Source organism: Ancylomarina euxina (genome assembly GCF_003863355.1).
GTDB lineage: Bacteria > Bacteroidota > Bacteroidia > Bacteroidales > Marinifilaceae > Ancylomarina > Ancylomarina euxinus.
The window spans coordinates 1-22243 of sequence record NZ_QQWG01000029.1 but is presented as its reverse complement, the minus strand read 5'-3'; the positions used below and the strand labels follow the sequence as shown (position 1 = coordinate 22243).

Genomic DNA, 22243 nt, shown 5'->3' with positions numbered 1-22243 from the left:
GCACCTAACATATGGTATAGCCAATAAGGGTTTGAGAGGTATGCGTTGGTTTTAACTCGCATCAAATTCAATGTACACTGATAAGTTATCACTCCGCTCTCCCTTACTGGCCATACCATCAACCGTTGAATTATTAGGTAAATAAAATTTATTGTACACAACAACTAAGCATACCTGGTGCGAACATTATTTATAAGAAAAACGAGTCGTAGTTTTTAATTGATAAATATTAAAAGGAGCTTAAATGGCAACACATCAGCAGCAAATAAAGGAGAAGCTTTGGCATTCTGAGTCGGCTGATGCCTATTTTATTTTTGAGAAACAATTGCGAGTCTTCCTAAAAGCATATTTGGGCTTTGAACCCCCCATGCATTTACTTCATGATGATGAGTTAATTATAATGTATCGCTTACTTTATCATGTAAAATCGCCTCGTCGTGCCAAAGACAATATGGTGACAAGTAAAGAACTGCGGCAGATCAATAAGATGTATCAGAAAATGATACGTAAAGAAGATTTGGATTTTGATTACTTGCTTCTATCAGTTGTTGAATACAATGTTTTTGCTGTATTTCAATATGTTATTGAAAAGGTTGTTGATTCTGAAGAGCGCAAAGCCATTCTGAAAAAAGAATTCCACATGGAAGGAGATGCTGAAGCTCAGGAATTTGTTGACCTCGCTCATAATTATTATATATCCAGTTTTATGAAGATTGTGACTCAAATGAGTGATGTTCGTAAAAAGTATTATTCCTTTGAGATGATGGCCTGTCAGGATGCAGTTGGTACAGAAGTGAATTGTCATGTTCCTATTGTATCAGCCTGTTACTCTATCCAAAAGAAATTAAATATCCATAATAAGTTACGTCCTGTTTTTAAACTTGGAGCTTCCAAAGCATCGGGGCAAATGCAGTGGGTGAAAGTTTCCAAGGCTTTGTTGGGCGATTATTATCAGGGTAAAGAAGAGGCCTTAGCTATGTTTATTCAGTCGCATGCCTTAAATCGTTTGAAAGAGCGATTGGATGTGTTCGATCAAATGACTCTAAATCATATTCTGTGGCAGAATACTGTGGCTATTAAGGCCTTTGAGCATTATAAAGACTATTTGTTATTGCCTTTAAAAGTGTATGATATAAAGGTTGGCTATTTGATTTGTAATGTTTTTGGCGATGAACTTGTGGTGCGATCTTTTTTGTTTATTACGCACTCGTGCACGCCTGAAGGTGATAAATTAAAAGAAATAACAGGCTTGAAACGTTCTGATATTTCCTACTGGAAGATAGATCGATTGAGTACACTGCTTCAGGTCGATCATGCTCACCAGCCTCAATTATTAAAATTATTTGAACAGGCAGGGATACCAGAAATCATGAATCTGAAAGATTGTGATTTGGATATTGATGCCTTGCAGAATGCCAATATGAATGGTTTTCTCGATTATTTAAAACAATCTGAAGTTGAGTTGCCACAACTGCCGGAACCTGCTGTGATTAAACCAGAAAAGGTAAAAGCCAAATCCTTAAGAGAGCATTGGCAGAAAAATAAGCTGTTTTTTGTATTTGCAAGTCTGGCCGCAGTATTAGTTTTTCCTTTTGTTTATTCTAGCCGGAAACTTAAGCTTGCTTTTGCCAAATCCCCTAAAGTCAAGGGGGGATGGTTACGGAAAAGGAATAGTCAGGTTTAGCATTTGTTTGTTATTTTCCATTTTATAACTTTGGTACGCTTTAAAGCTAAACTATAAATACCCCAGATGAACATTTTAATTGTGTTTAATAGAGAAGCCTACGATAATACCGATGTGACATGGAATGGCCTTCGACTTGCTGAAACTTTAAGAAGTAAAGGCGAAGAGGTACGCATTTTCTTATTGAATGATGCTGTGGATATGGCAAGGGATGCTTGTAAACACCTCTTGGCTATGATCAGGACTTGTCGCAAATGCTAAAAGAGTTGATTGCAAAGAATGTGGAGGTGAGTCTGCGCTACATGCAATGCCCGATGTGGTATTTATAAAAACCATGCATACTTTAAATGAGCGAATAAATCGACACTGGAGGCGTTGGCTGATTGGGTCGTTGATAGTGATAAGGTGTTGACCTTTTAAATTAAATAAGTAAATAATTTTAGAAAGAATCAAGAATGAAGATTAAATTAAGCCTAAGTCTATTATTAACAATTTTTGTAACGAACTTAATAGCACAAACACACACGCATAGCGACAATGATCATCACCACCATCATGCTAAAAATGAAATTGGAATCGTAAATGCACCGGTGTATTTAGTCAAAGAAAAAGCAATGGCATATGGCGTTCATCTGCATTATCTACGCATGGTCCAAGATTCAAAATTTGGATTAGGTGTAGGGTATGAACGACTATTTAATGAGCACAAGCATAATACTTTTGGTATAGTTGGGAGTTACAGACCTATTGACAGATTAAGTTTTAGTTTTTCTCCCGGTATTACCTTTGAGGATGAAGAACCTTCAGAGCTAAACTTGGCTTTACATCTTGAGGCTGTTTATGAATTTGTGTTTCATCATTTTCACATTGGACCCACTATTGGCTTTGCTTACGACCCAGAAGATTATCATATCAGTTTTGGGCTTCATATTGGCTATGGTTTTTAGTCTTATACTATAAACAAATATCAGAATAAAATAGATCTGATTGCTAAAACACCCAAACCACCTTTTTAGACTGTAATTTTTACATTTATTAGAACAGAAAGAGATAAAGGTTATTCTGTAATGGTAGATTTAATGCTTGAACTAGCTGAACAGCAAGACGGTTTTTTTTGAGTAGAGAGTGCCAGAGAGGATGTAGGTATTACTGTTTCTTATTGGCGTGATTTGGCTGCCATTAAAAGATGGAAAGAAAATGCAGATTATTCGATTGATCGTGAAAAAGGACGTAAGGATTGGTACAAAAGTTTTAAGACTCGTATTGCTAAAGTAGAAAGAGATGATGAGTTTATATAAAATGTTGATATAAGAGTTTAAGAAACGATCTTAAGAATTTTAAAACGTTTGCACCTAGTCGGAACTCAATTTCATCAAAATTATGTTGGAAAGAATTCATTTTTATTAAGAAAGTATAAGAGAAAAATTGTTTCTTTGAAGGACTGTTTTAAGCGTCTATTGTGTGGTGAAAATAAATAGAACTAGAACTAAACACTATCATTAGAAACAAGTAAAAAAACATTAGACATGAGTAAACAAATTCTTGTTACCGGTGGAACGGGTTTTATTGGATCACATACAGTTGTTGAACTGCAGAAGAACGGATACGATGTGGTCATTGTGGACAATCTGTCCAACTCGAAGATTGAGGTATTGGAACAGATCAAAGAAATTTCAGGTGTACAACCTAAGTTTGAGGAATTTGATTTGACTGATAAGCAAAAGGTTAACGATTTTTTTAAAAAGTATACCAATTTAGAAGCTATCATTCATTTCGCAGCATCAAAGGCAGTAGGAGAGTCCGTTGAGAAGCCTTTAATGTACTATAATAATAATCTGAATTCATTGATGAATATCATGTCATGCATGATTGATTATAAGGTGCCTAATCTTGTATTCTCATCATCGTGTACGGTTTATGGTCAACCAGATAAGTTGCCTGTAACCGAGAAAACGCCTCGTAAAGAAGCGGAATCCCCTTATGGTAATACAAAGAGTATTTGTGAGGATATTATTCGTGATACTATAAATGCTTACCCAGAGTTGAAAGGAATTGCCTTAAGATATTTTAATCCAATTGGTGCTCATGAAACAGCTAAAATTGGTGAGTTACCTCTTGGTGTTCCTAATAATTTAATTCCATTCTTAACGCAAACTGTAGCAGGTATTCGCTCTGAATTAAGCGTTTTTGGTAATGATTACAATACACCTGATGGATCGGCTATTCGTGATTATATTCACGTTGTGGATTTGGCAAAGGCACATGTTGTGGCCATTGAGCGTCTGTTGAATAATAAGAATAAGGCCAATTGCGAATATTTTAATGTGGGTACTGGAAATGGTGTTTCTGTACTAGAAATTATTGAATCATTCGAAAGAGCAACAGGAGAGAAAGTGCCTCATAAAATTGTGGCTCGTCGTGCAGGTGATATTGAGCAAATATATGCCGATACCACTTTTGCTAACGAAGAACTGGGTTGGAAAGCTGAAAGCACACTTGATGAAACACTTCTTTCAGCCTGGAAATGGCAAGAACATATTGGTAAGTAATATTTTTCTTAATACATAAACTCAACGCCTGTCATTTATTTGATAGGCGTTTTTTTGTAGAGATTTTTAAAATTGATAGGCTTAATAATGAGATATTATTTTTAGATTTATGTAAATTTAATATGATGAATATGTTTGTGTACTTATCGGTATCAGCCTTGCATCTTTATGTGATTATTGATGCCTTTTCCAATATCAAAGAAAGACAAGGTGTTTTTAGGTTAATATTAGCATTTATACCTCCTGTGATTGGTCCAACAATTTATCTATTAACCAAACCAAAGCCTGATCGCTTACATCGAAGAAGGTCTTACATGCAAGGGAAAAGACGGTTTACCTAGTCATCTATATCAATAATAATGATTGTTAAGAATTAAGATAATGGAAGAAAAAACAGCTGTTGAAGAATTAAAAGAGTTTGCAAATAAAACCAATCGTGAGATTGACTTTGATGATAAAACATATGTCGCAAGTGGGATAAATCCTCGTAATCTGGTTAAGCAACACGTTATCATATCAGGCACGACAAATGATGAGCCCTATTTTGTTAGTTATTGCGATATGCTTGCAATAGGTGATAATGCCATGTACAGCGGATTCTTTTTTCCAATTGAATTTCCATTATCAACTCTTATTCAGGTTCGTCAGAAGAATATTCTGGACAAAGTGAATCCGTTTTTTAAAAAGAGTGAATTTACAACACAGTCGAAGAAGTTTGATTCTAAGGTGATTATTGTAGAAAATGATGAAAGATCATCGGGAAAACTTTTTTATAGTCAAGGTACTCAATCTTTACTTTTAGATATTTTTAAGTTAGATCCCAGATTAAAGTTTTGTGTAAATCATATCGATGTAGGAATTGTATCAGAATTGAAAAATAAGTCTACCCTAGGAATTTATATTACTGAACAATGGTTATTAGATGAAGCTATAATTAAGAAATTATATGCCTTGGTCGGGAAATTAAAAATGAAGATTCAAATTGGTCATGAAGTTCATTCTTGAAACAGAACGTTTGATTCTAAATGCTGATTTGGATGTGATTCGTTATAGAGGAGATCCTGCATTTGTTTCAATTGATGTGAAAGCCAAACGAGAGCACTTCGGGTGGGATAAGAATCTTTATCCCGTGGTAGTTCTACCAATTGGTTATCCCGATGAATTTACTTCTGCAAAAAAAAGACGCCCAATAGAAGATTTGATAATCGACTAATTGTCGAATGCAGTTTTTAAGGTTTTGATACAAAGATATAGCTCCATTGCTACATCTTTGTATCGTATTTTTAACCAAATATTCTGGCTAAGCCTTTCTTGCGTTTTTTCTCTTTTGATTTATTATTATTGGGATTCGTAATATTCAAATAGATCTCACCCCAGTCAGGTAAACCACCATAATTCATATCGTCAATATACATGTCAGCTTTTATTTTGCGACTGATATTGCCTTCAAAAATCTCTTCCGGATAATTTTTGTTAATAGCGTAAAATTCTAGACCTTTTGAGTGGCAAAACTCTACGGCATCATCAAGTTCTTTACCTGAACGGTAAGTCCATAAAATGAGTTGATGACCTTTTTCTTGTAACATTTTTAGTGTTGATGTTGCAAAAGGAATTTCTTTTCCAACTCGAGGATATTTTTGTTCTACAATAGTTCCGTCGAAATCAATTGCTATTATCATGCTTGTAAATGTTTAGTTTTTAGAAAAGGTAGATGTCAATTTATTTCTCCAACTTTTAGCTTCATGGTCCTCATCATAATATCCATTGCCATAACCATAACTTCCGTATGAATTACCATGACCATTATGAATTGCATCATTTAAAATCATTCCAACATGGTTGATTTCGTCATTCTGTGCTAGTTGATTAATGAATTTGATTTGATCTCGTCGGCTATAGCCTTGACGAAGAACAAATAGATTAGCATCTGCATATTTACCCGTTAATTTTCCATCAGTTACAAGAGTAACGGGTGCATTATCAAGGACGATATAATCATATTCTTTTTTTGCTTCATTAATAAAAGTTTGAAAATCTTCATTCCCTAATAATTCGGCCGGGTTTGGAGGAATTGGCCCTGAGTTGACAAAATGGAGATTATTGATCTGAGATTGATTTACTACTTCGTTTAAAGTATGCTGACCAATTAAATAGGTCGATAGTCCCTTAGAATTTGATATGCCAAAAATATCATGTAATCTAGGTTTACGAAGGTCACAACCAACCAGCAGAACTTTTTTATTATCCATAGCAATGATTGTTGCAATATTCACAGAATTAAAAGTTTTACCTTCTCCTGGAATCATTGAGTGAATAGCTATAACCTTTTGTAAATCACCTTTGAATAAATATTGTAGGTTTGTTCTCAGTCCTCTGTATGATTCAGCAAGGCCTGAACGAGGGTGCTCTAGGATTGCCAATTCATTTTTATAATTATTATGAGCAATTTCACCAATAACTGGTAAAGTCGTTAAGCCTTCAAGATCTTCTTTAGATTTTATGCTATCATTAAAAACATCCTTTATCAATATAAAAAATAGAGGAAGCATTAAACCTAACATTAATCCGACAACAATAGTAAGGAGTGTTTTCGGTCCTACTTTTTTTGCTGTTCGAACTCTTGCAACATCAATGACTTGAGCATCAGAAATATTTGAAGCAGTTGTTATAGCCGCTTCAGCACGTTTTTTCAATAGGAATGTATAGAGTTCATTATTCAGATCAAATCTTCGTTTAATGTTCACCATTTCTTGTTCTGTCTCTGGTAAGCCTGCAAGTCTCATTGTAATTTGATCTTTTCTATTCTTAAGAAATCGATCTTGAGATTCTGCGCTGGAGAGTAGGTTTTTTAAGTTCTCTTCTAATGAATTAATAACATTTTGGATCTCATTATTGAGCATTATTAAACTCGGATTTTTTTCTTTAGCAATATAGGAAAGAGTCGATCTCTTGCTATAGAGTTCTCCTAACTTTACAACTTGTGCATTTAATCCTGGATCTATTATTCCAACAACAGAAGGGGCTGCTATCTTTTCCATTTTATCAGCATCTCCCATATAATTAAGAAGATTTTTAAAATAATCTAATTGAAAATTAAGTGTTGCTTGCTCACTTTCTAACTCGCCAACTTTTTCTAGAATTAATTGGGCTTCGTGACTTAAATCAATTGATTTCTTTTTTGAACGGAAATCTGTGAAGTTTTTACCAGCTACCCTTAATGAATCAACGATGCCTTCTATTTGTTCATCTATAAAACGTACAGTATTGAATGAAATCTGATTTTTTTTCTTTAGCCCAAATTGAATGTAAACATTGCATAGTTCATTCAAATAATCCACAACACGAGAAGGTGTATTGCCTTGCATTTGTAGCTGAATTAATTCCGCATTTTTATCAACTAAACTTACATTTGTTTTTTCAACGTAATCTAAAGTCATTAGCTCGGTATCATTAAAAACGAAATAATACTCAGAAGGTAAAATAGGACCCTTTTTTTCTAAAGTAAAATCAAAGAACTCATTTTTGAAAGGCAAACCGTACTGACCTATTGATTCGAACTCAATAGGATAAGTTGTAGTACCATCATTAAATTTATCATCAACTTTTACGTGATAAGAATTATTATCTATGGTAGTAATTGAAATTCGGATGTCAGCTAAATTATTTTGACTATTCTCAGTTACGATGAAAGGTGTGTTTTTGTATAAATCAGTATCTTTGAAAGTCCCTTTTTTATACCAGGTTGTTCTCCAGTTTAGGTTTTCTAGTGTTTGTAAATTTATGGTGTATGAGTTTAGTATTCCAATATGATTTTCAATATTGGTTTTTCCTCCTAGTTCCATCCCTTCAAAAAGGTTTTCAACTCCCATACTGTTTGATTCTTCTTGAACTAACATGACACTTTTTATATCATAAATAGGTTGAGAAAAACGACTAAAAAAGAAAGCTAGTAAAACTCCTAAAGAGCCACAAAGGACAAACCAGTGCCATTTTGATAGTAATCGAAAGAAGATCGCTTTAAGATCAATTTCATCTTCATTAGTTATGCTTAAGTTATTATTTGATTGCATACTGGAATGTTTTTTCAATTTTTGGGGAATGATACTTGTTTATGACTTGACGAAAATGTTACGAAGCTAGAGTACATTAAAAATCAGTATCAATGTTGAAATCGTGGATAAAAGTAGAGAGTACATAGGCGAATTTAATTTCACATTTTTATATTTATCGGGTTCTACATAAACAACATCGTTGGGTTGAAGAAAAAAAGCATCCGAATTGAGGAAATTTTTATTTGTTAAATCTAATCGATATGTCTTGTTGCCTTTCTCCAGTGGGCGTAAGACCAGGATTTTTTTTATACGCCCATAATCGGTTATTCCACTTGCCATACTAATGCCTTCTAGGACCGTTAAATGGCTGTTGTAGTTATAGTATACACCTGGATTTTTAACTTCACCCATTACAGTAATTTTAAAGCTTAATAATTTTACTTTAACTGTAGCATCTTTTATATATTCATCAGATTTTGTTTGAATGAACTGGCGAGCTTCGTCCAAACTTTTTCCTACAAGATTAACTTGTCCTATTATAGGTAAATTAATGTTTCCCCTTTGATCTACAAGAAAACCATTTAAATATTGTCCGGACAATTGTCCATAGTTTTGCTGGGTTCCACTTTGAGGCCCTGATCCTTGGGATGGATTAAAGACTGCATTGATTTCAGGACTCAAGGATTGGATGTCAACAAAAAGATTATCGTTGATCTTTATCTTATATATAGATTCATGTTTGGTTAGATCGGGAAGGACTTCTTGATCAACGGTATTATTCAGGTAAACTAAATTCTTACTTGTTTTGCAAGAAAATAATAATACCATGAGAATTATTGTAAAGCTTACTAAATAAAATTTATTCATGAGTAGTATTGTAATGACTATGTATAATGGGATGTTGTTGATCTGCCTTTATGCGGATTGCGAAAGTAAGAATCTTATTGATTATAGTTTCCTGTCAAGTTTGTTTATTGATTAATGTGTGTTAAGCGTTGACGTATAATCTGTTTTTTGAAGATTAATCTGCTGGTTGTGAGTTTTTATTCGAACGCTGATTTATGCTTGCATAAGGATATTATTATTAAAATAAAACATTAAGTTATGTTCATTTTTAAGTTTTTTTTGTTTACAGATTTGATTTTCATAAATTTGATAGACTGCCAGTTTAATTTATAATCAAAGTCAGTTGATATAGAAATTATGAGAAATTTAGTCCACACCTTAATGCTTTTATCTTTAAGCTTGTCAATTTTTGCACAAGATTGTTATACAGAAGCCACTCAGGAAAATATTAGGTTGGATTATTGTCAATTATGGTATGGGAGAACTTTTCAGGGAACTATTGGCGATAATAATCAAAGAATTGAAATTCGTTTTATAGAGATATCTAAAGATCATGAGTCTCCCTTTAAATATCACGTGAAGGGGAAGTCTAGGGTTTTGAATAATGTTTGTGATTTTGATGGTTATATGATTGTCGAACAGATTATGATACTTAACGAAACGAAAAGAGATTGTCATGAACCTGACCTGTCGGGAGGCATTGTATATGGAAGATATCAACTGAATGAGAATCCAGATCAAAAGCATGTTGGACGGTTTACTGGTGTTTTTAAAAGTATGTTTGACAAATCTCCCAATGGTCCTATTTTAAATGATACTTGGTTTGGGCAAGAAGAATTCAACTCCTTTTTTGGGAATTGGGCTAATTACGATAAATCAAAACCTAAGTATTGTTCTTGGGGATTTCAGATTCCTCTATCAAAGAATGAAGACTTATTTAAGCATTATAACAAGGCATTCTATTTATTTAATTTCAAGTATATGGACAAGGGGTGGAAAACTTATGTCCTCTCAAACCTGAATACTTTTATAAAAGTCCCTAAAAACTACAAAATAGATGAATTGAGATTAGCCGACGATTTTATAGACTATTCGTCAGACGAAATTGATCAAGCGATTAAAGAAGAAGAGATGAAGTGGTGGGAGTGATTTTGCTATCCGCATATCAATTAAACTGATATTGATTTCAACTTGAAAACCGAGTCTTTTAGACCTGTTTTTCTATCTTTAAAGAAGAGTCGTTTTATTGATTCTGTTCATAAATTATAAAGTACACTTCATGAAAAAAAAAATAATATCTCTTGGAGCTAGTAATAGCACAAAATCAATTAATAGAACTTTAGCGCATTATGCATCGAAGGAATTGAAAAATGTAGACTTTGAGCTTTTGGATTTGAATGATTATGAAATGCCAATCTATAGCGCTGATAGGGAAGCTGAATCGGGAATTCCTGAATTGGCGCATCAATTTAAAGCTCTTATTCTTGAGGCCGATGGCATTCTAATTTCTTTTGCAGAACACAATGGTGCTTATTCGGCAGCTTATAAAAATATATACGATTGGGTTTCTCGAATCGAATCGGATGTATGGGGAAACAAACCCATGTTATTGATGGCTACATCGCCAGGTAGCTACGGAGGAAAATCAGTATTAGCCATGGCGACTGCAAGATATGAGCGTGCTAATAAGAAACCTATTTTAAACTTTTCACTACCTTCTTTTTATGAGAATTTCTCAAATGAAGAAGGCATTAAAGACTCTAGCTTGCGAGAAGAATTTTACACGGAACTCAAGCGATTTCAGGAAGTACTATAATGACTTCAATTAAGCGGCAAAAATTGGTGTATTCATAAATCAATAAAAATTATAATGAAATTAGATCTTTATCAGATAGATGCTTTTACCGACACCGTTTTTGGTGGAAATCCCGCCTGTGTTGTTCCGCTTACAAGTTGGTTGCCCGACAAACTTTTATTCGAAATTGCGAAAGAAAATGCGGTTCCTGAAACGGCTTTCTTTATTATAAATGAAGAGAATGTCTATTTACGTTGGTTCACTCCAGACGTGGAGATGGATTTATGTGGCCATGCGACTTTGGCAAGTGCCTTCGTATTGAAAGAATTCTTGGATTATCCCAATGATGAAATTGTTTTTAAAAGTTTAAGTGGTGATTTGATTGTAAGTGCTAAGAAGGGTTTATATACTTTGGATTTTCCTTCAAGAATGCCAATTAAAGCTGAATTACCTCAACAAATTAAAGATGCTTTAAACATTCAACCGATTCAAGTTTTAAAAGGAAGGGATTATGTTTTGGTCTATGATTCTGAGGCTGATATTCGAAATATTAATATCGATAGGCAGGTGTTTGATCAAATTAATCTTGATCCTGGTGGCGTAATTGTAACTGCCAAGGGAGATGACTGTGATTTCGTATCCCGATTTTTTACACCTCAAGCATCTATTTTAGAAGATCCTGTTACTGGCTCGGCTCATTGTTCGCTAACGCCATATTGGAGTGAAAAATTGAATAAAAAAGAGATGAATGCCAAACAAATTTCTGAGCGTGGAGGTAAACTCAAATGTGTAAATAAAGGCGATAGAGTCTGGATCAGTGGAAGAGCTAAGACCTATTCTGTTGGTAGTCTTTGGACTTCATGATAATTTATGATTCTTGATTTATGAGTTCAGATTAATAATAAGCAATATAAACCACCTACTTCTCAGGTGGTTTTTTCGATTCATTAAACGAAGCTTCTCTAGCGAGTGCCCAGAAGTAGAGAGAGGCAACCGTATTGTAGGGCATAAATCGCTTACGATAAACTTCAAATTCCTTTTTAGAAAGAGACTCTAACCCATAAAGGTGCATCATGCCATTGCGAATGCCCAGATCGCCATAACTGATCACATCGGGACGAGAGAGTGAAAAAATAAGGAGCATTTCAACTGTCCAAACGCCAATACCATTCAGAGCAGTTAGTTTCTTAATAATCTCATCCTTGCTTAATTCATGTAACTTATCGAAGTCAACGACACCTGAATGGGCAGCTTCTGCGATTCCTTTGATGTATGTGACTTTTCTATTACTCATGCCACAGGATTGAATGGATTCATGGCTGGCATTCAAAATATTTTCAGCACTGATATCTCCAATTAACTTTTGAAGTCTGGTTTTAACCGTGTCAGCTGCTTTGGTCGAAATTTGCTGACTGATTATACTTGAGATAAGGGCATGGAATGGCTGAGGTAAAACAGCACGTTCAATCATACCAATGCGGTCAATAGCAGCCGAAAGTTTATCACATTTACTTTTAAGGTATTTAAGTTCAGTTTCTCCGTATTTATAGTAGTCCATAACTTAGTTTTAATTGTGGCATAATGTCCAGTCTAAGATAGCTGATTTTCTTCTGCTGTTAAAAAGCCTCAAAGACAGATAAATCTTTGAGGCTTCTTGATAGACTTTAGTCTGCTCTATTTCAATAATTTCTTATCTGAATTTTCACTTAAGTGATAGAATCTTCCATCTTCAATCAGCAAGGCTTGATTAGGTATAGAATCATCAGCTAAAGGAATATTTACATCGATAATTTTCCCATTAAAACTTGAGCTTAGGATTTCGTTTTCTGTATGTCCAACTACAATTCTTGAGACAGTAAGCTTTTCAAGAATTCCATCAAGTTCTTGTTCTGTGATTTTCTTATATTTTGAACTTTCCATAAAATAACCACGGTACCAAAATGGGCCGAATGATTTCAATATTTGTGTGTAGTCTTCTTCATTTTCAGCATTCGAACCTGCTACTAAATATTGTCTCATAAGCTCATTAACTTGTTCAGAGCTAAGGCCATATTCAACTTGTTTTTTAGAGATACCTCCATGTACAAAAAGAACATCGTTAATTTTAGTCATTGAATTCTTAGAACGTAACCATTCGCCCAATACCGAATTCGGATGAAAAAGATCATCATAGTCTAAGCCCAGATTGTTGCATAGATTTTTATATTCTTGAGCGATATATCTGTTATCCTTATTGAGAACCATCAGTTCGTGATTCCCGAAAGTAATATGAACTTGACCGCCTGCTTTTTCTGCTTCCTGCTCCAAATGATAAATGAACCAAAGGGTTTCAGTCACCTTATTTCCTCTATCAAAAATGTCACCAACAAATACCAAATGACCCTTACCCCAATTCCATTTTAGTTGTTTATCTATAATACCATGGCTTTGTAAATTGTTTATCATTCTATCAAATTGCCCATGGATATCACCTAATACAAAAATGGGTTCCTGAGTTTTGATTTGCCAGTTTGGAGTTTGACTTTCTCTTATGGTGTAGGAACATGTATCACCAGCCCAACCTTTGAACGAATTCGTTTTTTGATCTAAGAACTTTCCTGTTAAGTATGATTTGCTTTCAATTGAATCGTGCTTTAAATAGTAGGCATAAAGTCCATCTTGAGTTCGATCAACAAATGGACCATCACTTAAATTTTGCAATCCATTTTTATAAACAACAGCTCCTTTTTTTAGAAGAAATTCTAAGTTTTCAGCACTATTAGCTCTTATCGCATAATTTAAAGCTGTATATCCTTCGTAGTTTACGGCATTTATATCACACTCTTTATTTAAGAGTGCTTTGGTTACTTTAGGCAAGGCTCTTTTCGCCGCCCAATGAATAGGAGTAAGCCCTAAGGTATCTCGAGCATCTAAACCAACTTCTTTTTCGATTAAGTCAAGAGCAGTTTCTGTTTGTCGTTTATTGATGGCCTGAATAAGTTCTACACTGTCCTTATTGGGTGTGCATGATAACATTGCCAATAAGCATGAAAAGAGGAATCCTTTGATAAAGATTTTAAGCATGTGTTGTGTTTTTTATGGGTTTAAGGTTGAGTCATTTTTTAAGTGATAATTTAGCTTGTTTTTAACTTGAAGACATTATTAAAAAGCGACATGCAAGGATAATAAATCTATTTTATTCAGACTATTCATCTTCAATATTTATTGAAATATGTCTGACCGAATTTGTGTTGATTTATCATCAGTTTTAATAGAATCAAGTGTTGTTTACTTTGTGTTTGGAGTGTATTTTACTGGTGTCGAACACTTTATTGATTTTGTTTTGCCTTTATGTTTATAAGTCGGTTTTTTATCTATATTTGCACTGCATTTGGTATTTCAGCCCTCATAATACAGGATTGAAATGAAAAGGGAATTCGGTGTGAATCCGAAACTATACCCGTAGCTGTAAGTTCTAAAAATGCTTTTTGAACGACCTATGCCACTGTTCGCCTCAGGCGGATGGGAAGGCCTCAAAAAGTAGAACAAGTCAGAAGACCTGCCTTTGCAATCAATACAAGTCATTGCTTTCGGGAAAAAGAGCAAGTGAATGAAAATAATATCAGCATAGATAAGAAGGATTGATCTGCCATAACTGATCCTTTGTGTCATGTTGTGAAATTTTCTTTTAGCTCCCTGTTTGCATTGCATTAGTTAAAATATTTTTCATTTATTAAAATCAAACATGAAAAGAACATTTTTAACAGCTTTTGCATTGCTTTCATTTATGAATTTTGCATCTCAAGCTGATGATAAACCTGTGGTCGATACCACTTCGGTTCGTCATTTGAATCTAAACGAAGTACAAATTAATGCTTCACGTGTTAGGGCAAAAGTTAAGGACTTGCCTCAGAAGGTAGAAGTCGTAACCAGAAGAGTTATTGAAGCTACTCCAGCTTCAAACATGGGGGAATTACTGAAAAAAACGGCTGGTGTTGATATTATTCAATATCCCGGGATATCAGCATCAATTAGTATGCGTGGTTTTGCCCCATCTACATCCAATAAATACAATGTTCTGTTGATAAATGGGAAACCTGCTGGAACAAAAAACATAGCAACAATTGATATGTCGAATGTTGAACGTGTTGAAATTTTAAAAGGTCCTTTTTCAGCTCAGTATGGATCCTCAGCAATGGCTGGTGTTATTAATATTGTGACAAAAGAGAGTGTCAATGATTTATCCGGAAATATAAATCTTTCATACGGGAGTTTCGAAACCTTTAATGGATCAATGACAGTGGGAGGGAAACTTTCTGAGTCATTAGATTTTGATATGAGTTATAATTATCAGAATCAAGGAAAAGATTATAAAATTGGAAAGAAGAATTTTCTTGGGAAAAAGGATGCAAAAGAAATTTTAGATCCTGAATCTTATGGAAAAAGGATGGAGCACTCTCAATTTGAACGTCAGAATATAAATGCTCGTTTAGGTTTTATATTGAGTGATGATTGGAAAATTAATATCAATCAATCCGCTTTTATTGCTAATGGAATTGAAACTCCAGGTTCTTTCTGGCATGTTTATGGAAAGAATTCAAAGGATATTGAGAAATATGGAACCGGAGCAGATATTCTAGGTAAAATAGGCATTCACAACTTAAGCTTTTCACCATTTCACACGAAAGAGGAAACGACCAACTATAATTCGGTTTATGGAAATTCAGAAAATGTTTATACTAACTATGGATTTCTACTAAAAGACGCCTTTATAGTTGGTGAACACTCCTTAGCATTTGGAATCGATAATAAACATGATGTTTACGAGAGTAGTAATTGGGATAAAGACGGTTTGGTCAGTGCGCCATCCACGCCTAAATATAAGAATATTGCGACTGGTGTTTTTGCTCAGATTAATACAAAAACTTTAGATGGTAAATTGAATCTGGCATTTGGTGCGCGATACGATTTTGTGAAATTCAAGCTAGAAGCTAATGAACTGCTTGTCAATGAAGCTAAATCTGAAGAATACTCAGTTTTTACACAAAATATAGGTGGCAAGTATGAAATACTGGAAGGATTTAAAATTCATTCAAGTTGGGGGAATGCCTTTTTTGCACCTGATGCCTTTCAGGTTGCAGGATTATACAAGAATGCTTATGGTACAACAAAGGGGAATCCTAATTTGAAACAGGAGCAGAGCAATACCTTTGATATTGGTTTGGAGTTCAGTAATTTCAGCAAAGGAATCAACTTTGATTTTACTTATTTCAAAACTCATCATAAGAATATGATTGTTGCATATACTGAAGACCCGGATGGAACACCATACAATGGCGACGAATTTAAAACATTCAAAAATGCGAACTCAGCTGATATGGATGGTATTGAAATAACGGCTTCTTACGACTTTGGAAATTTAAGTGATTACGATTATTCACTAAAAGCCTATATCAACTATACTCATATAATTGATGCAAAAGTTGCCTATGAAGTAGATGGGAAGACTGCAGAAGGGCATATGAGGTATGTCAGAGATAATAATGCCAATATGGGAATAGAGTATGATAACCTGGGTAAGTTTAGGACCAGATTAAATGCTCGTTATATTGGACATAGATATGAAGATAATTGGTACACTTGGTATCCCGTTCGTACTGATGTGACAGATTTGATTTTACGTCATCCCGTTTCGTTTATTTTCGATTACTCAGCTTCGTATACGATTAAAGAAAAGTATACTATTGGCCTTACCTTATCTAATTTGTTAGATGAAAATTATACCGAAAAAGACGGCTTTAATATGCCAGGTAGATCGATGACTGCAAAGTTCTCTTATCAATTCTAAAATCTATTAATTTGCTTAAAAAGGGATATTCCAATTGTGGAATATCTCTTTTAAAGTAACGAGCATATTGTGGTGTTTTGATTTACAGTGTGTTTGGTGTTCAATTACAAATAAGAGATTAGGCCCTCTGATTTTGTTTTTTTTTATACATTTGCAGCGTAATTGGTTCTCGTGAATCTGACTTTTGTCAGATGAGATGAAAAGGGAATCCGGTGTGAGTCCGGAGCTGTTCCCGTAGCTGTAAGCTCAGAAAAAAGCTTTTTCACCACAATGCCACTGTTCGCCTTAGGCGGATGGGAAGGCCGAAAAAGTTGAGTAAGTCAGAAGACCTGCCAATGCAAACCTATTTTTCAAAACATTCGGAGAAAATGTTTGGAAGGCGATCGAATTAACTTTTCTATTGGTCTATCCTTGTGTTTTCTTCTTTATCAGATATAAGATGAAGTTGAAATTTTTATTTGTGCTGTTAGGAAGCTTTGTAAGCTTATATGGTTGGGGGCAAACGGTTGGCGTTGATACGATTCATATAAAGACTGTTGATATTTTGGCACCAAGACTTCAGCACTTTTCTACTACAGAAAAGAAAATGCAAATTGATTCCATTCTTATTCAGAGATATGGTGGTGGTGATTTGTCTAGCCTGCTTCAGAAAACCTCATTAGTCAATATTTCTTCAAATGGTTCATTGGGAGCTCTTTCAACAGTGGGGATGAGAGGTGCATCTGCGACGCAGACTTCAGTTAATTGGAATGGTATACCGGTTAATTCGTTGACTACAGGATCTGCTGACCTATCATTAATAAATGCCGGTTCTTTTGATAATGTTCAGGTGGTGTATGGTGCTACAGCATCCTTATACGGATCTGGAACTCTAGGTGGAGCTATTGAACTTTCGAATACTCCAGATTGGAAGAATAAATCTTCGGTAGGATTAATGACCGAAATGGGAAGCTTTTCAAACTACAAAACCAAGCTGCATGGGAAATACTCTAATAGATGGATTTCCTATTCAGGACAAGCCTTTTTTCAGTATGGAAAGAATGATTTTACTTATACGGACAAATATGATTTTGGCTCACCTTCAGAACGATTAAACCATAATCAAAACAGAGCTTTGGGAACCATTCAAAACTTGCATCTAAATATTAATGAAAATTACATCGATTTGGGTGTTTGGTATCAAGTTAAAGAAAAGAATATTGCCGGTTTAATGGGCATTGGGAAACCAGTTAGTTTTCAGAAACAACGCGATTCTTCTTTTAAGGCTTTTGTAGGGTGGAAGAAGCTAATGGGTAAATTTAGACTGGAGGCCAAATCAGCATACTTAAGTGATTATTTGAAATACACAGATAGAGGAAGTGCAAACAATACAGGTTACAAAGTTTTCTCAGAAATAGAATCAAAGCGCTGGTTAAATGATATGAACCTTAGATGGTATTTATCCGATCAGTGGAGTGTTGATGTAAATGGTAAATATAATTGGTTGAAAGGAATTACAAACAATTATATAAAGAATATCACGGAGAATGAATCACGATTAACGATTGCTGCTAAATATACCCCTCAAATTGGAACTTTTATTTTCACCTATGGTAAAGAATGGAATTCAGAGGTAAATCCTCCTGATATGTACTCTTTAAGTTACTTAGTTCATCTTGTACCCAATCTTATAGATGTTAGAGGGAAGGCTTCGACTCATTATAGAAGACCAACTTTTAATGAACGTTACTGGATTAATGCTGGAAATCTCAAACTGAAATCAGAAGAGGGATGGAATTACGAATTAGGTTTGGTAATGCTTAGTCAAAATGTTTTGTATGGGAGTCTTACTATAGACCTGAATCTGTATAGGGCTCAAAATGATAATTTAATTGTTTGGAAACCAGTACTTGGGACAGTTTGGAGTCCTGTCAATATTGGGAAATCTCTTATTCAGGGAGTAGACGTTGAAGCAACACATTTATTAGATGACATCAATTATAGTATTCGAACATCTTTAAAATACGCTTATAATGATGCTTATGACAATGATAAGGAAGGTGAAAAATATCAAGAAACTCTAGGATATCGACCACATCATCTAATTAAATTTTCTTCTGATTATTTTAGAGGGAATTGGAACCTTGGAATTCTATCTACATTTCGCTCTGAAACGAATACCTGGGAAGGTGATAAGGTTGATGAAAATGTGCTCCTAGATATGAGTGTTGGCTATCGCTTTAACACAAGATTTGCAAATGTTAGGCTGACAGGAAGAGTAGAAAACCTGTTGGATAAATCATATGAAATTGTTAGGTTTTACCCCATGCCTGGCAGAGCTTTTCATTTTGGGGTAAATATAATTTTTTAACTAATTAGCTATGAAAAAGGTTTTAAGTCTTGCGTTGGGATTGTTGATTGCAAGTTTCACATTGGTGTCATGTTCTGATGATGATGATAATGAGATCCCTAGATTAAAAGGAAATTTTGTGTTAAATGAAGGAAGTACGAACGGATCAATTAGCTTAATTGATGCGGAAGGTAAGGTGACACTTAACTACTTCGAGGCTGTTAATGGTATTCCATTGGGGAAATTTCCTCAGTCAATGGCTACGAACGATAAATACGTATTTATTGTTGTTACTACAGATTCAGGTGCTGGTTATGTTGAAGTTGTAACAGCTTCTGATTTAAAACATCATGCTACTATCGAAGGACTTTCTTATCCAAGAGAAATTGCTATTGATGGTAATAAAGCATATTTATCGAATGGAACAGGAGTAACAGGGACATATCCAAATCAAGTAAAACAGAATAATGAGATTCATGTTATTGATTTAAATACAATGGCTATTACTTCTGAAATAACTGTAGGAGCAGGTCCAGAAAAATTAATTATCTCAGGTGACGAATTATATGTTGCAAATAGTGGCGGATGGTCGAATGATGATAATACAGTTTCTGTGATTGACCTTGATACTGATAAAGTGATTAAAACCATTACGGTTAAATCTTGTCCAAAGGATATGGTTAAGGATGCTAATGGAGATATTTGGGTTTATTGTTCAGGTGTAGCAGATTATACAAACTGGCCAAATGTAGCTTATACTAACTCTGGTATTTCTAAAATTGATGCTAATACCCACGAGGTAACATCATTTGTATTAACTAGTTTAAGTACAGCAGGAATCAAAAATATTGCGATCAGCAAAGATAAGAAGACGGTTTATTATATGTCAGATGCGGTTTATGCAATGAATATTAATGATACTGCTTTACCAATAACAAAATTTATTGATGCAACATTTTACGGAATGGATGTAAATCCTAAGAATGGTAATCTTTGGATGTGTGCAGCGGTTGATGCAACAACTGCAGGTAAAGTTATTGTTTATTCAAATGAGGCTGAAAAGTTGAAAGAATTTACAGTTGGAAGCATGCCTAACTCAACAACGTTTAGCAACTAGTACCATAAAACTCAATTCAATATATTAAGGGAACTTCCGTAGGGAGTTCCTTTTTTTTTGTCCTAACTTTTTGTTTTTTAGAATGCTGTGTATCAAGTTTACTGATTCCGTCTTTTTCTAAGGCATATTAGTTGACTACCTAGATGTAGTGATTTTTAATATTTCTTTAAGAATAGGTAGGTGTTTAGGCTTGTATTCTAATTTTTATATCTAGCTTTAATGTAGAATGAGTCTAAACAATGATTCACTTATTCAAGCACAATTAAGATAGGACAAAGTCTATTATTTGAATTTGTTTTTGCGAAAAGTTCATGACAGCAATTTTAAATGTGCCTATTATAAGTTATATTTAAAGGACAATGCTTTATAAATGAAGCTATTCTACTTTGAAAAATATCAATCGGAATTAACTATAAACAAAGCCTATGATTTTAGGATTATTGAAGGAGCAAGGCGCTGAGCAGCGTGTGGCTCTTTTACCAGAGATAGTCTCCAAGCTGGTTCAAGCAAAAGTGGAGGTATACGTAGAGAAGGGGGCAGGAACTAAAGCTTTCCAAACCGACGAGGCATATCGTAATGCTGGAGCAAAAATATTTAGTAGAGATGAGCTTTTAAAGAAGGCAGATCTTTTCGTTCAAATTGGTGAACCGAGTATAGAAATAATCCAAAGCCTCAGTGACAAACAAGTTTGGTTGAGTCAATATAATCCACTTTGGAATACGGACCTGGTCAAATCATTTTTAGCGAATAATATAACCAGCTTTAGTATGGATTCTATTCCAAGAACGACGAGAGCTCAAGCTATGGATGTTCTTTCATCTATGGCAACTGTTGCCGGTTATAAAGCTGTACTTCAGGCTGCCAACGAACTCCCTAACTTTTTCCCGATGTTTATGACAGCAGCAGGTACCATTCGTCCTGCTACCGTTTTGATTTTAGGCGCTGGTGTTGCTGGTTTGCAGTCTATTGCTATAGCCAGAAAATTAGGAGCACAGGTTGAAGCTTTTGATGTACGAGCTGCGGTTAAGGAAGAAGTGAACAGCCTTGGAGCTAAATTCGTAGAGGTTGAAGGTGCTATCGATGATTCTGCTGCGGGCGGTTATGCCGTGGAACAAACAGAGGAATTCAAGAAGAAACAGCAAGAAGTGATTAACGATCATGCAGCTAAAGCTGATGTGGTTATTTGTACGGCTCAAATTCCGGGTCGAAAAGCACCACTTTTAATTCCAACTGAGGCCGTTGAACGGATGAGACCAGGTTCCGTTATTATTGATTTGGCTGCATCGAGTGGTGGAAATTGCGAATTGACAAAAAACAGTGAAACTGTAATTTACAACGAGGTCAAGATTATTGGTCAGTCTGAATACCCATCTCTAATGCCTATTGATGCCAGTAAGATGTTCGGTAAGAATGTTTTTAATTTCTTGCAGTTGTTGATAGCCGAAGATGGTTCATTAAATCTAAATTTTGAAGATGATATTGTAAAAGGGACATGTATCACTCATTCTGGTGAAATTTATAACGAACGTGTCAAATCAGTTGTTGAATCCTAAATCAAATACACATGGAACAAATACTCGTTTATTTTTTTACATATAAGGAGGCAATATTTGTTATTGCCCTATCCATATTCTTGGGAATTGAAGTCATATCCAATGTTCCCTCAGTTCTTCATACACCTCTTATGTCGGGAGCCAATGCTATTAGTGGTGTTATTATTATTGGTGGAATCATTTTAGTAGGTCATGCCGATACGACGACACTTTCTTTGGAACTCATACTTGGTTTTTTTGCTGTCATCTTCGGAACGCTTAATGTCGTAGGTGGTTTTGTGGTGACAGACCGTATGTTGGAAATGTTTAAAAAGAAGAAACGTCCATGATTTCAGAATTATAAAAATCACGAAGCATAATGATCCCTAGATTCAAGTAACCAATGCAACTTAGGTGATTATATGTAAGTTTAGTTTATGATAACTTTTACAGAACAATGGAGAGAGTATCATCTCCCCTTGTTCTGAAGGAATAAAAGTTCTTATTTTACG

General features: G+C 34.7%; 21 protein-coding genes and 2 riboswitches. Of the genes, 16 read left to right on the top strand and 5 right to left on the bottom strand.

The window, feature by feature from the left end; all coding sequences use genetic code 11:
* Positions 1-244 precede the first annotated feature (244 nt).
* The 8 genes from DWB61_RS16990 to DWB61_RS16960 all read left to right on the top strand — a co-directional run bounded on the left by DWB61_RS16990 (position 245) and on the right by DWB61_RS16960 (position 5446).
* Positions 245-1684 (top strand): hypothetical protein, encoded by a 1440-nt coding sequence (locus DWB61_RS16990; RefSeq protein WP_125032137.1) that lies wholly within the window; start codon positions 245-247, stop codon positions 1682-1684.
* A 66-nt stretch (positions 1685-1750) separates the two neighbouring features.
* Positions 1751-1945 carry a DsrE family protein gene (locus DWB61_RS17825; RefSeq protein ID WP_197091205.1) on the top strand — a complete coding sequence of 65 codons (195 nt, stop codon included), beginning with the start codon at positions 1751-1753 and terminating at the stop codon, positions 1943-1945.
* Between the two features lie 194 nt (positions 1946-2139).
* Entirely contained in the window at positions 2140-2631 is a 492-nt protein-coding gene (locus DWB61_RS16980) for a hypothetical protein (protein ID WP_125032136.1), read from the top strand.
* A 222-nt stretch (positions 2632-2853) separates the two neighbouring features.
* Complete coding sequence (locus DWB61_RS17910) at positions 2854-2982, top strand: hypothetical protein (RefSeq protein ID WP_262702348.1); 129 nt, start codon at positions 2854-2856, stop codon at positions 2980-2982.
* A 228-nt stretch (positions 2983-3210) separates the two neighbouring features.
* Positions 3211-4233, top strand: a complete 1023-nt coding sequence (galE, locus tag DWB61_RS16970; RefSeq protein ID WP_125032135.1) for a UDP-glucose 4-epimerase GalE — start codon at positions 3211-3213, stop codon at positions 4231-4233.
* A gap of 131 nt (positions 4234-4364) precedes the next feature.
* Entirely contained in the window at positions 4365-4574 is a 210-nt protein-coding gene (locus DWB61_RS17630; RefSeq protein WP_156190270.1) for a hypothetical protein, read from the top strand.
* A 40-nt stretch (positions 4575-4614) separates the two neighbouring features.
* Complete coding sequence (locus tag DWB61_RS16965) at positions 4615-5238, top strand: hypothetical protein (RefSeq protein WP_125032134.1); 624 nt, start codon at positions 4615-4617, stop codon at positions 5236-5238.
* Positions 5222-5446 (top strand): nitroreductase family protein, encoded by a 225-nt coding sequence (locus DWB61_RS16960; protein WP_125032133.1) that lies wholly within the window; start codon positions 5222-5224, stop codon positions 5444-5446. The genes DWB61_RS16965 and DWB61_RS16960 overlap by 17 nt, the downstream gene beginning before the upstream one ends.
* Positions 5447-5516: 70 nt before the next feature.
* Here the strand turns inward: DWB61_RS16960 and DWB61_RS16955 are convergent, their stop codons facing one another.
* From DWB61_RS16955 to DWB61_RS16945, 3 genes are all read right to left on the bottom strand, one after another.
* Positions 5517-5912 carry a BT0820 family HAD-type phosphatase gene (locus tag DWB61_RS16955; protein WP_125032132.1) on the bottom strand — a complete coding sequence of 132 codons (396 nt, stop codon included), beginning with the start codon at positions 5910-5912 and terminating at the stop codon, positions 5517-5519.
* Positions 5913-5924: 12 nt separating this feature from the next.
* Positions 5925-8303, bottom strand: a complete 2379-nt coding sequence (locus tag DWB61_RS16950; protein ID WP_125032131.1) for a GumC family protein — start codon at positions 8301-8303, stop codon at positions 5925-5927.
* Between the two features lie 66 nt (positions 8304-8369).
* Entirely contained in the window at positions 8370-9152 is a 783-nt protein-coding gene (locus DWB61_RS16945) for a polysaccharide biosynthesis/export family protein (RefSeq protein ID WP_125032130.1), read from the bottom strand.
* 336 nt (positions 9153-9488) lie between these two features.
* Here DWB61_RS16945 and DWB61_RS16940 point away from each other — a divergent pair, with 336 nt between their 5' ends.
* The 3 genes from DWB61_RS16940 (at position 9489) to DWB61_RS16930 (ending at position 11790) form a co-directional block, all read left to right on the top strand.
* Positions 9489-10280 carry a hypothetical protein gene (locus DWB61_RS16940; protein ID WP_125032129.1) on the top strand — a complete coding sequence of 264 codons (792 nt, stop codon included), beginning with the start codon at positions 9489-9491 and terminating at the stop codon, positions 10278-10280.
* Positions 10281-10410: 130 nt separating this feature from the next.
* Positions 10411-10947, top strand: coding sequence for an NADPH-dependent FMN reductase (locus DWB61_RS16935; protein ID WP_125032128.1), 537 nt, complete (start codon positions 10411-10413; stop codon positions 10945-10947).
* A 54-nt stretch (positions 10948-11001) separates the two neighbouring features.
* Positions 11002-11790, top strand: coding sequence for a PhzF family phenazine biosynthesis protein (locus tag DWB61_RS16930; protein WP_125032127.1), 789 nt, complete (start codon positions 11002-11004; stop codon positions 11788-11790).
* 55 nt (positions 11791-11845) lie between these two features.
* On the opposite strand, the gene DWB61_RS16925 is transcribed toward DWB61_RS16930, so the two are convergent.
* Positions 11846-12484 carry a DNA-3-methyladenine glycosylase family protein gene (locus DWB61_RS16925; protein ID WP_125032126.1) on the bottom strand — a complete coding sequence of 213 codons (639 nt, stop codon included), beginning with the start codon at positions 12482-12484 and terminating at the stop codon, positions 11846-11848.
* A gap of 116 nt (positions 12485-12600) precedes the next feature.
* Positions 12601-13989, bottom strand: a complete 1389-nt coding sequence (locus DWB61_RS16920) for a metallophosphoesterase (protein ID WP_125032125.1) — start codon at positions 13987-13989, stop codon at positions 12601-12603.
* A 291-nt stretch (positions 13990-14280) separates the two neighbouring features.
* A riboswitch (cobalamin riboswitch) is annotated at positions 14281-14485 on the top strand.
* 165 nt (positions 14486-14650) lie between these two features.
* Here DWB61_RS16920 and DWB61_RS16915 point away from each other — a divergent pair.
* The 5 genes from DWB61_RS16915 (at position 14651) to DWB61_RS16895 (ending at position 22081) form a co-directional block, all read left to right on the top strand.
* Positions 14651-16753: a TonB-dependent receptor plug domain-containing protein gene (locus tag DWB61_RS16915; RefSeq protein ID WP_125032124.1), complete on the top strand. Its 2103-nt coding sequence runs from the start codon at positions 14651-14653 to the stop codon at positions 16751-16753.
* A gap of 146 nt (positions 16754-16899) precedes the next feature.
* A riboswitch (cobalamin riboswitch) is annotated at positions 16900-17104 on the top strand.
* Positions 17105-17192: 88 nt separating this feature from the next.
* A complete protein-coding gene (locus DWB61_RS16910; protein WP_125032123.1) occupies positions 17193-19103 on the top strand; it encodes a TonB-dependent receptor plug domain-containing protein in 1911 nt (636 codons plus the stop codon).
* Between the two features lie 10 nt (positions 19104-19113).
* Positions 19114-20199, top strand: a complete 1086-nt coding sequence (locus tag DWB61_RS16905; protein WP_125032122.1) for a YncE family protein — start codon at positions 19114-19116, stop codon at positions 20197-20199.
* 425 nt (positions 20200-20624) lie between these two features.
* Positions 20625-21752, top strand: coding sequence for a Re/Si-specific NAD(P)(+) transhydrogenase subunit alpha (locus tag DWB61_RS16900; RefSeq protein WP_125032121.1), 1128 nt, complete (start codon positions 20625-20627; stop codon positions 21750-21752).
* An 11-nt stretch (positions 21753-21763) separates the two neighbouring features.
* Positions 21764-22081, top strand: coding sequence for an NAD(P) transhydrogenase subunit alpha part 2 (locus DWB61_RS16895; protein ID WP_125032120.1), 318 nt, complete (start codon positions 21764-21766; stop codon positions 22079-22081).
* The last annotated feature ends 162 nt before the right edge of the window (positions 22082-22243 follow it).

Coding starts and splice junctions, on each gene's coding strand:
- DWB61_RS16990 (WP_125032137.1), top strand. CDS start 245: ATGGCAACACATCAGCAGCAAATAAAGGAGAAGCTTTGGCATTCTGAG.
- DWB61_RS17825 (WP_197091205.1), top strand. CDS start 1,751: ATGAACATTTTAATTGTGTTTAATAGAGAAGCCTACGATAATACCGAT.
- DWB61_RS16980 (WP_125032136.1), top strand. CDS start 2,140: ATGAAGATTAAATTAAGCCTAAGTCTATTATTAACAATTTTTGTAACG.
- galE (WP_125032135.1), top strand. CDS start 3,211: ATGAGTAAACAAATTCTTGTTACCGGTGGAACGGGTTTTATTGGATCA.
- DWB61_RS17630 (WP_156190270.1), top strand. CDS start 4,365: ATGTTTGTGTACTTATCGGTATCAGCCTTGCATCTTTATGTGATTATT.
- DWB61_RS16965 (WP_125032134.1), top strand. CDS start 4,615: ATGGAAGAAAAAACAGCTGTTGAAGAATTAAAAGAGTTTGCAAATAAA.
- DWB61_RS16960 (WP_125032133.1), top strand. CDS start 5,222: ATGAAGTTCATTCTTGAAACAGAACGTTTGATTCTAAATGCTGATTTG.
- DWB61_RS16955 (WP_125032132.1), bottom strand. CDS start 5,912: ATGATAATAGCAATTGATTTCGACGGAACTATTGTAGAACAAAAATAT.
- DWB61_RS16950 (WP_125032131.1), bottom strand. CDS start 8,303: ATGCAATCAAATAATAACTTAAGCATAACTAATGAAGATGAAATTGAT.
- DWB61_RS16945 (WP_125032130.1), bottom strand. CDS start 9,152: ATGAATAAATTTTATTTAGTAAGCTTTACAATAATTCTCATGGTATTA.
- DWB61_RS16940 (WP_125032129.1), top strand. CDS start 9,489: ATGAGAAATTTAGTCCACACCTTAATGCTTTTATCTTTAAGCTTGTCA.
- DWB61_RS16935 (WP_125032128.1), top strand. CDS start 10,411: ATGAAAAAAAAAATAATATCTCTTGGAGCTAGTAATAGCACAAAATCA.
- DWB61_RS16930 (WP_125032127.1), top strand. CDS start 11,002: ATGAAATTAGATCTTTATCAGATAGATGCTTTTACCGACACCGTTTTT.
- DWB61_RS16925 (WP_125032126.1), bottom strand. CDS start 12,484: ATGGACTACTATAAATACGGAGAAACTGAACTTAAATACCTTAAAAGT.
- DWB61_RS16920 (WP_125032125.1), bottom strand. CDS start 13,989: ATGCTTAAAATCTTTATCAAAGGATTCCTCTTTTCATGCTTATTGGCA.
- DWB61_RS16915 (WP_125032124.1), top strand. CDS start 14,651: ATGAAAAGAACATTTTTAACAGCTTTTGCATTGCTTTCATTTATGAAT.
- DWB61_RS16910 (WP_125032123.1), top strand. CDS start 17,193: ATGAAGTTGAAATTTTTATTTGTGCTGTTAGGAAGCTTTGTAAGCTTA.
- DWB61_RS16905 (WP_125032122.1), top strand. CDS start 19,114: ATGAAAAAGGTTTTAAGTCTTGCGTTGGGATTGTTGATTGCAAGTTTC.
- DWB61_RS16900 (WP_125032121.1), top strand. CDS start 20,625: ATGATTTTAGGATTATTGAAGGAGCAAGGCGCTGAGCAGCGTGTGGCT.
- DWB61_RS16895 (WP_125032120.1), top strand. CDS start 21,764: ATGGAACAAATACTCGTTTATTTTTTTACATATAAGGAGGCAATATTT.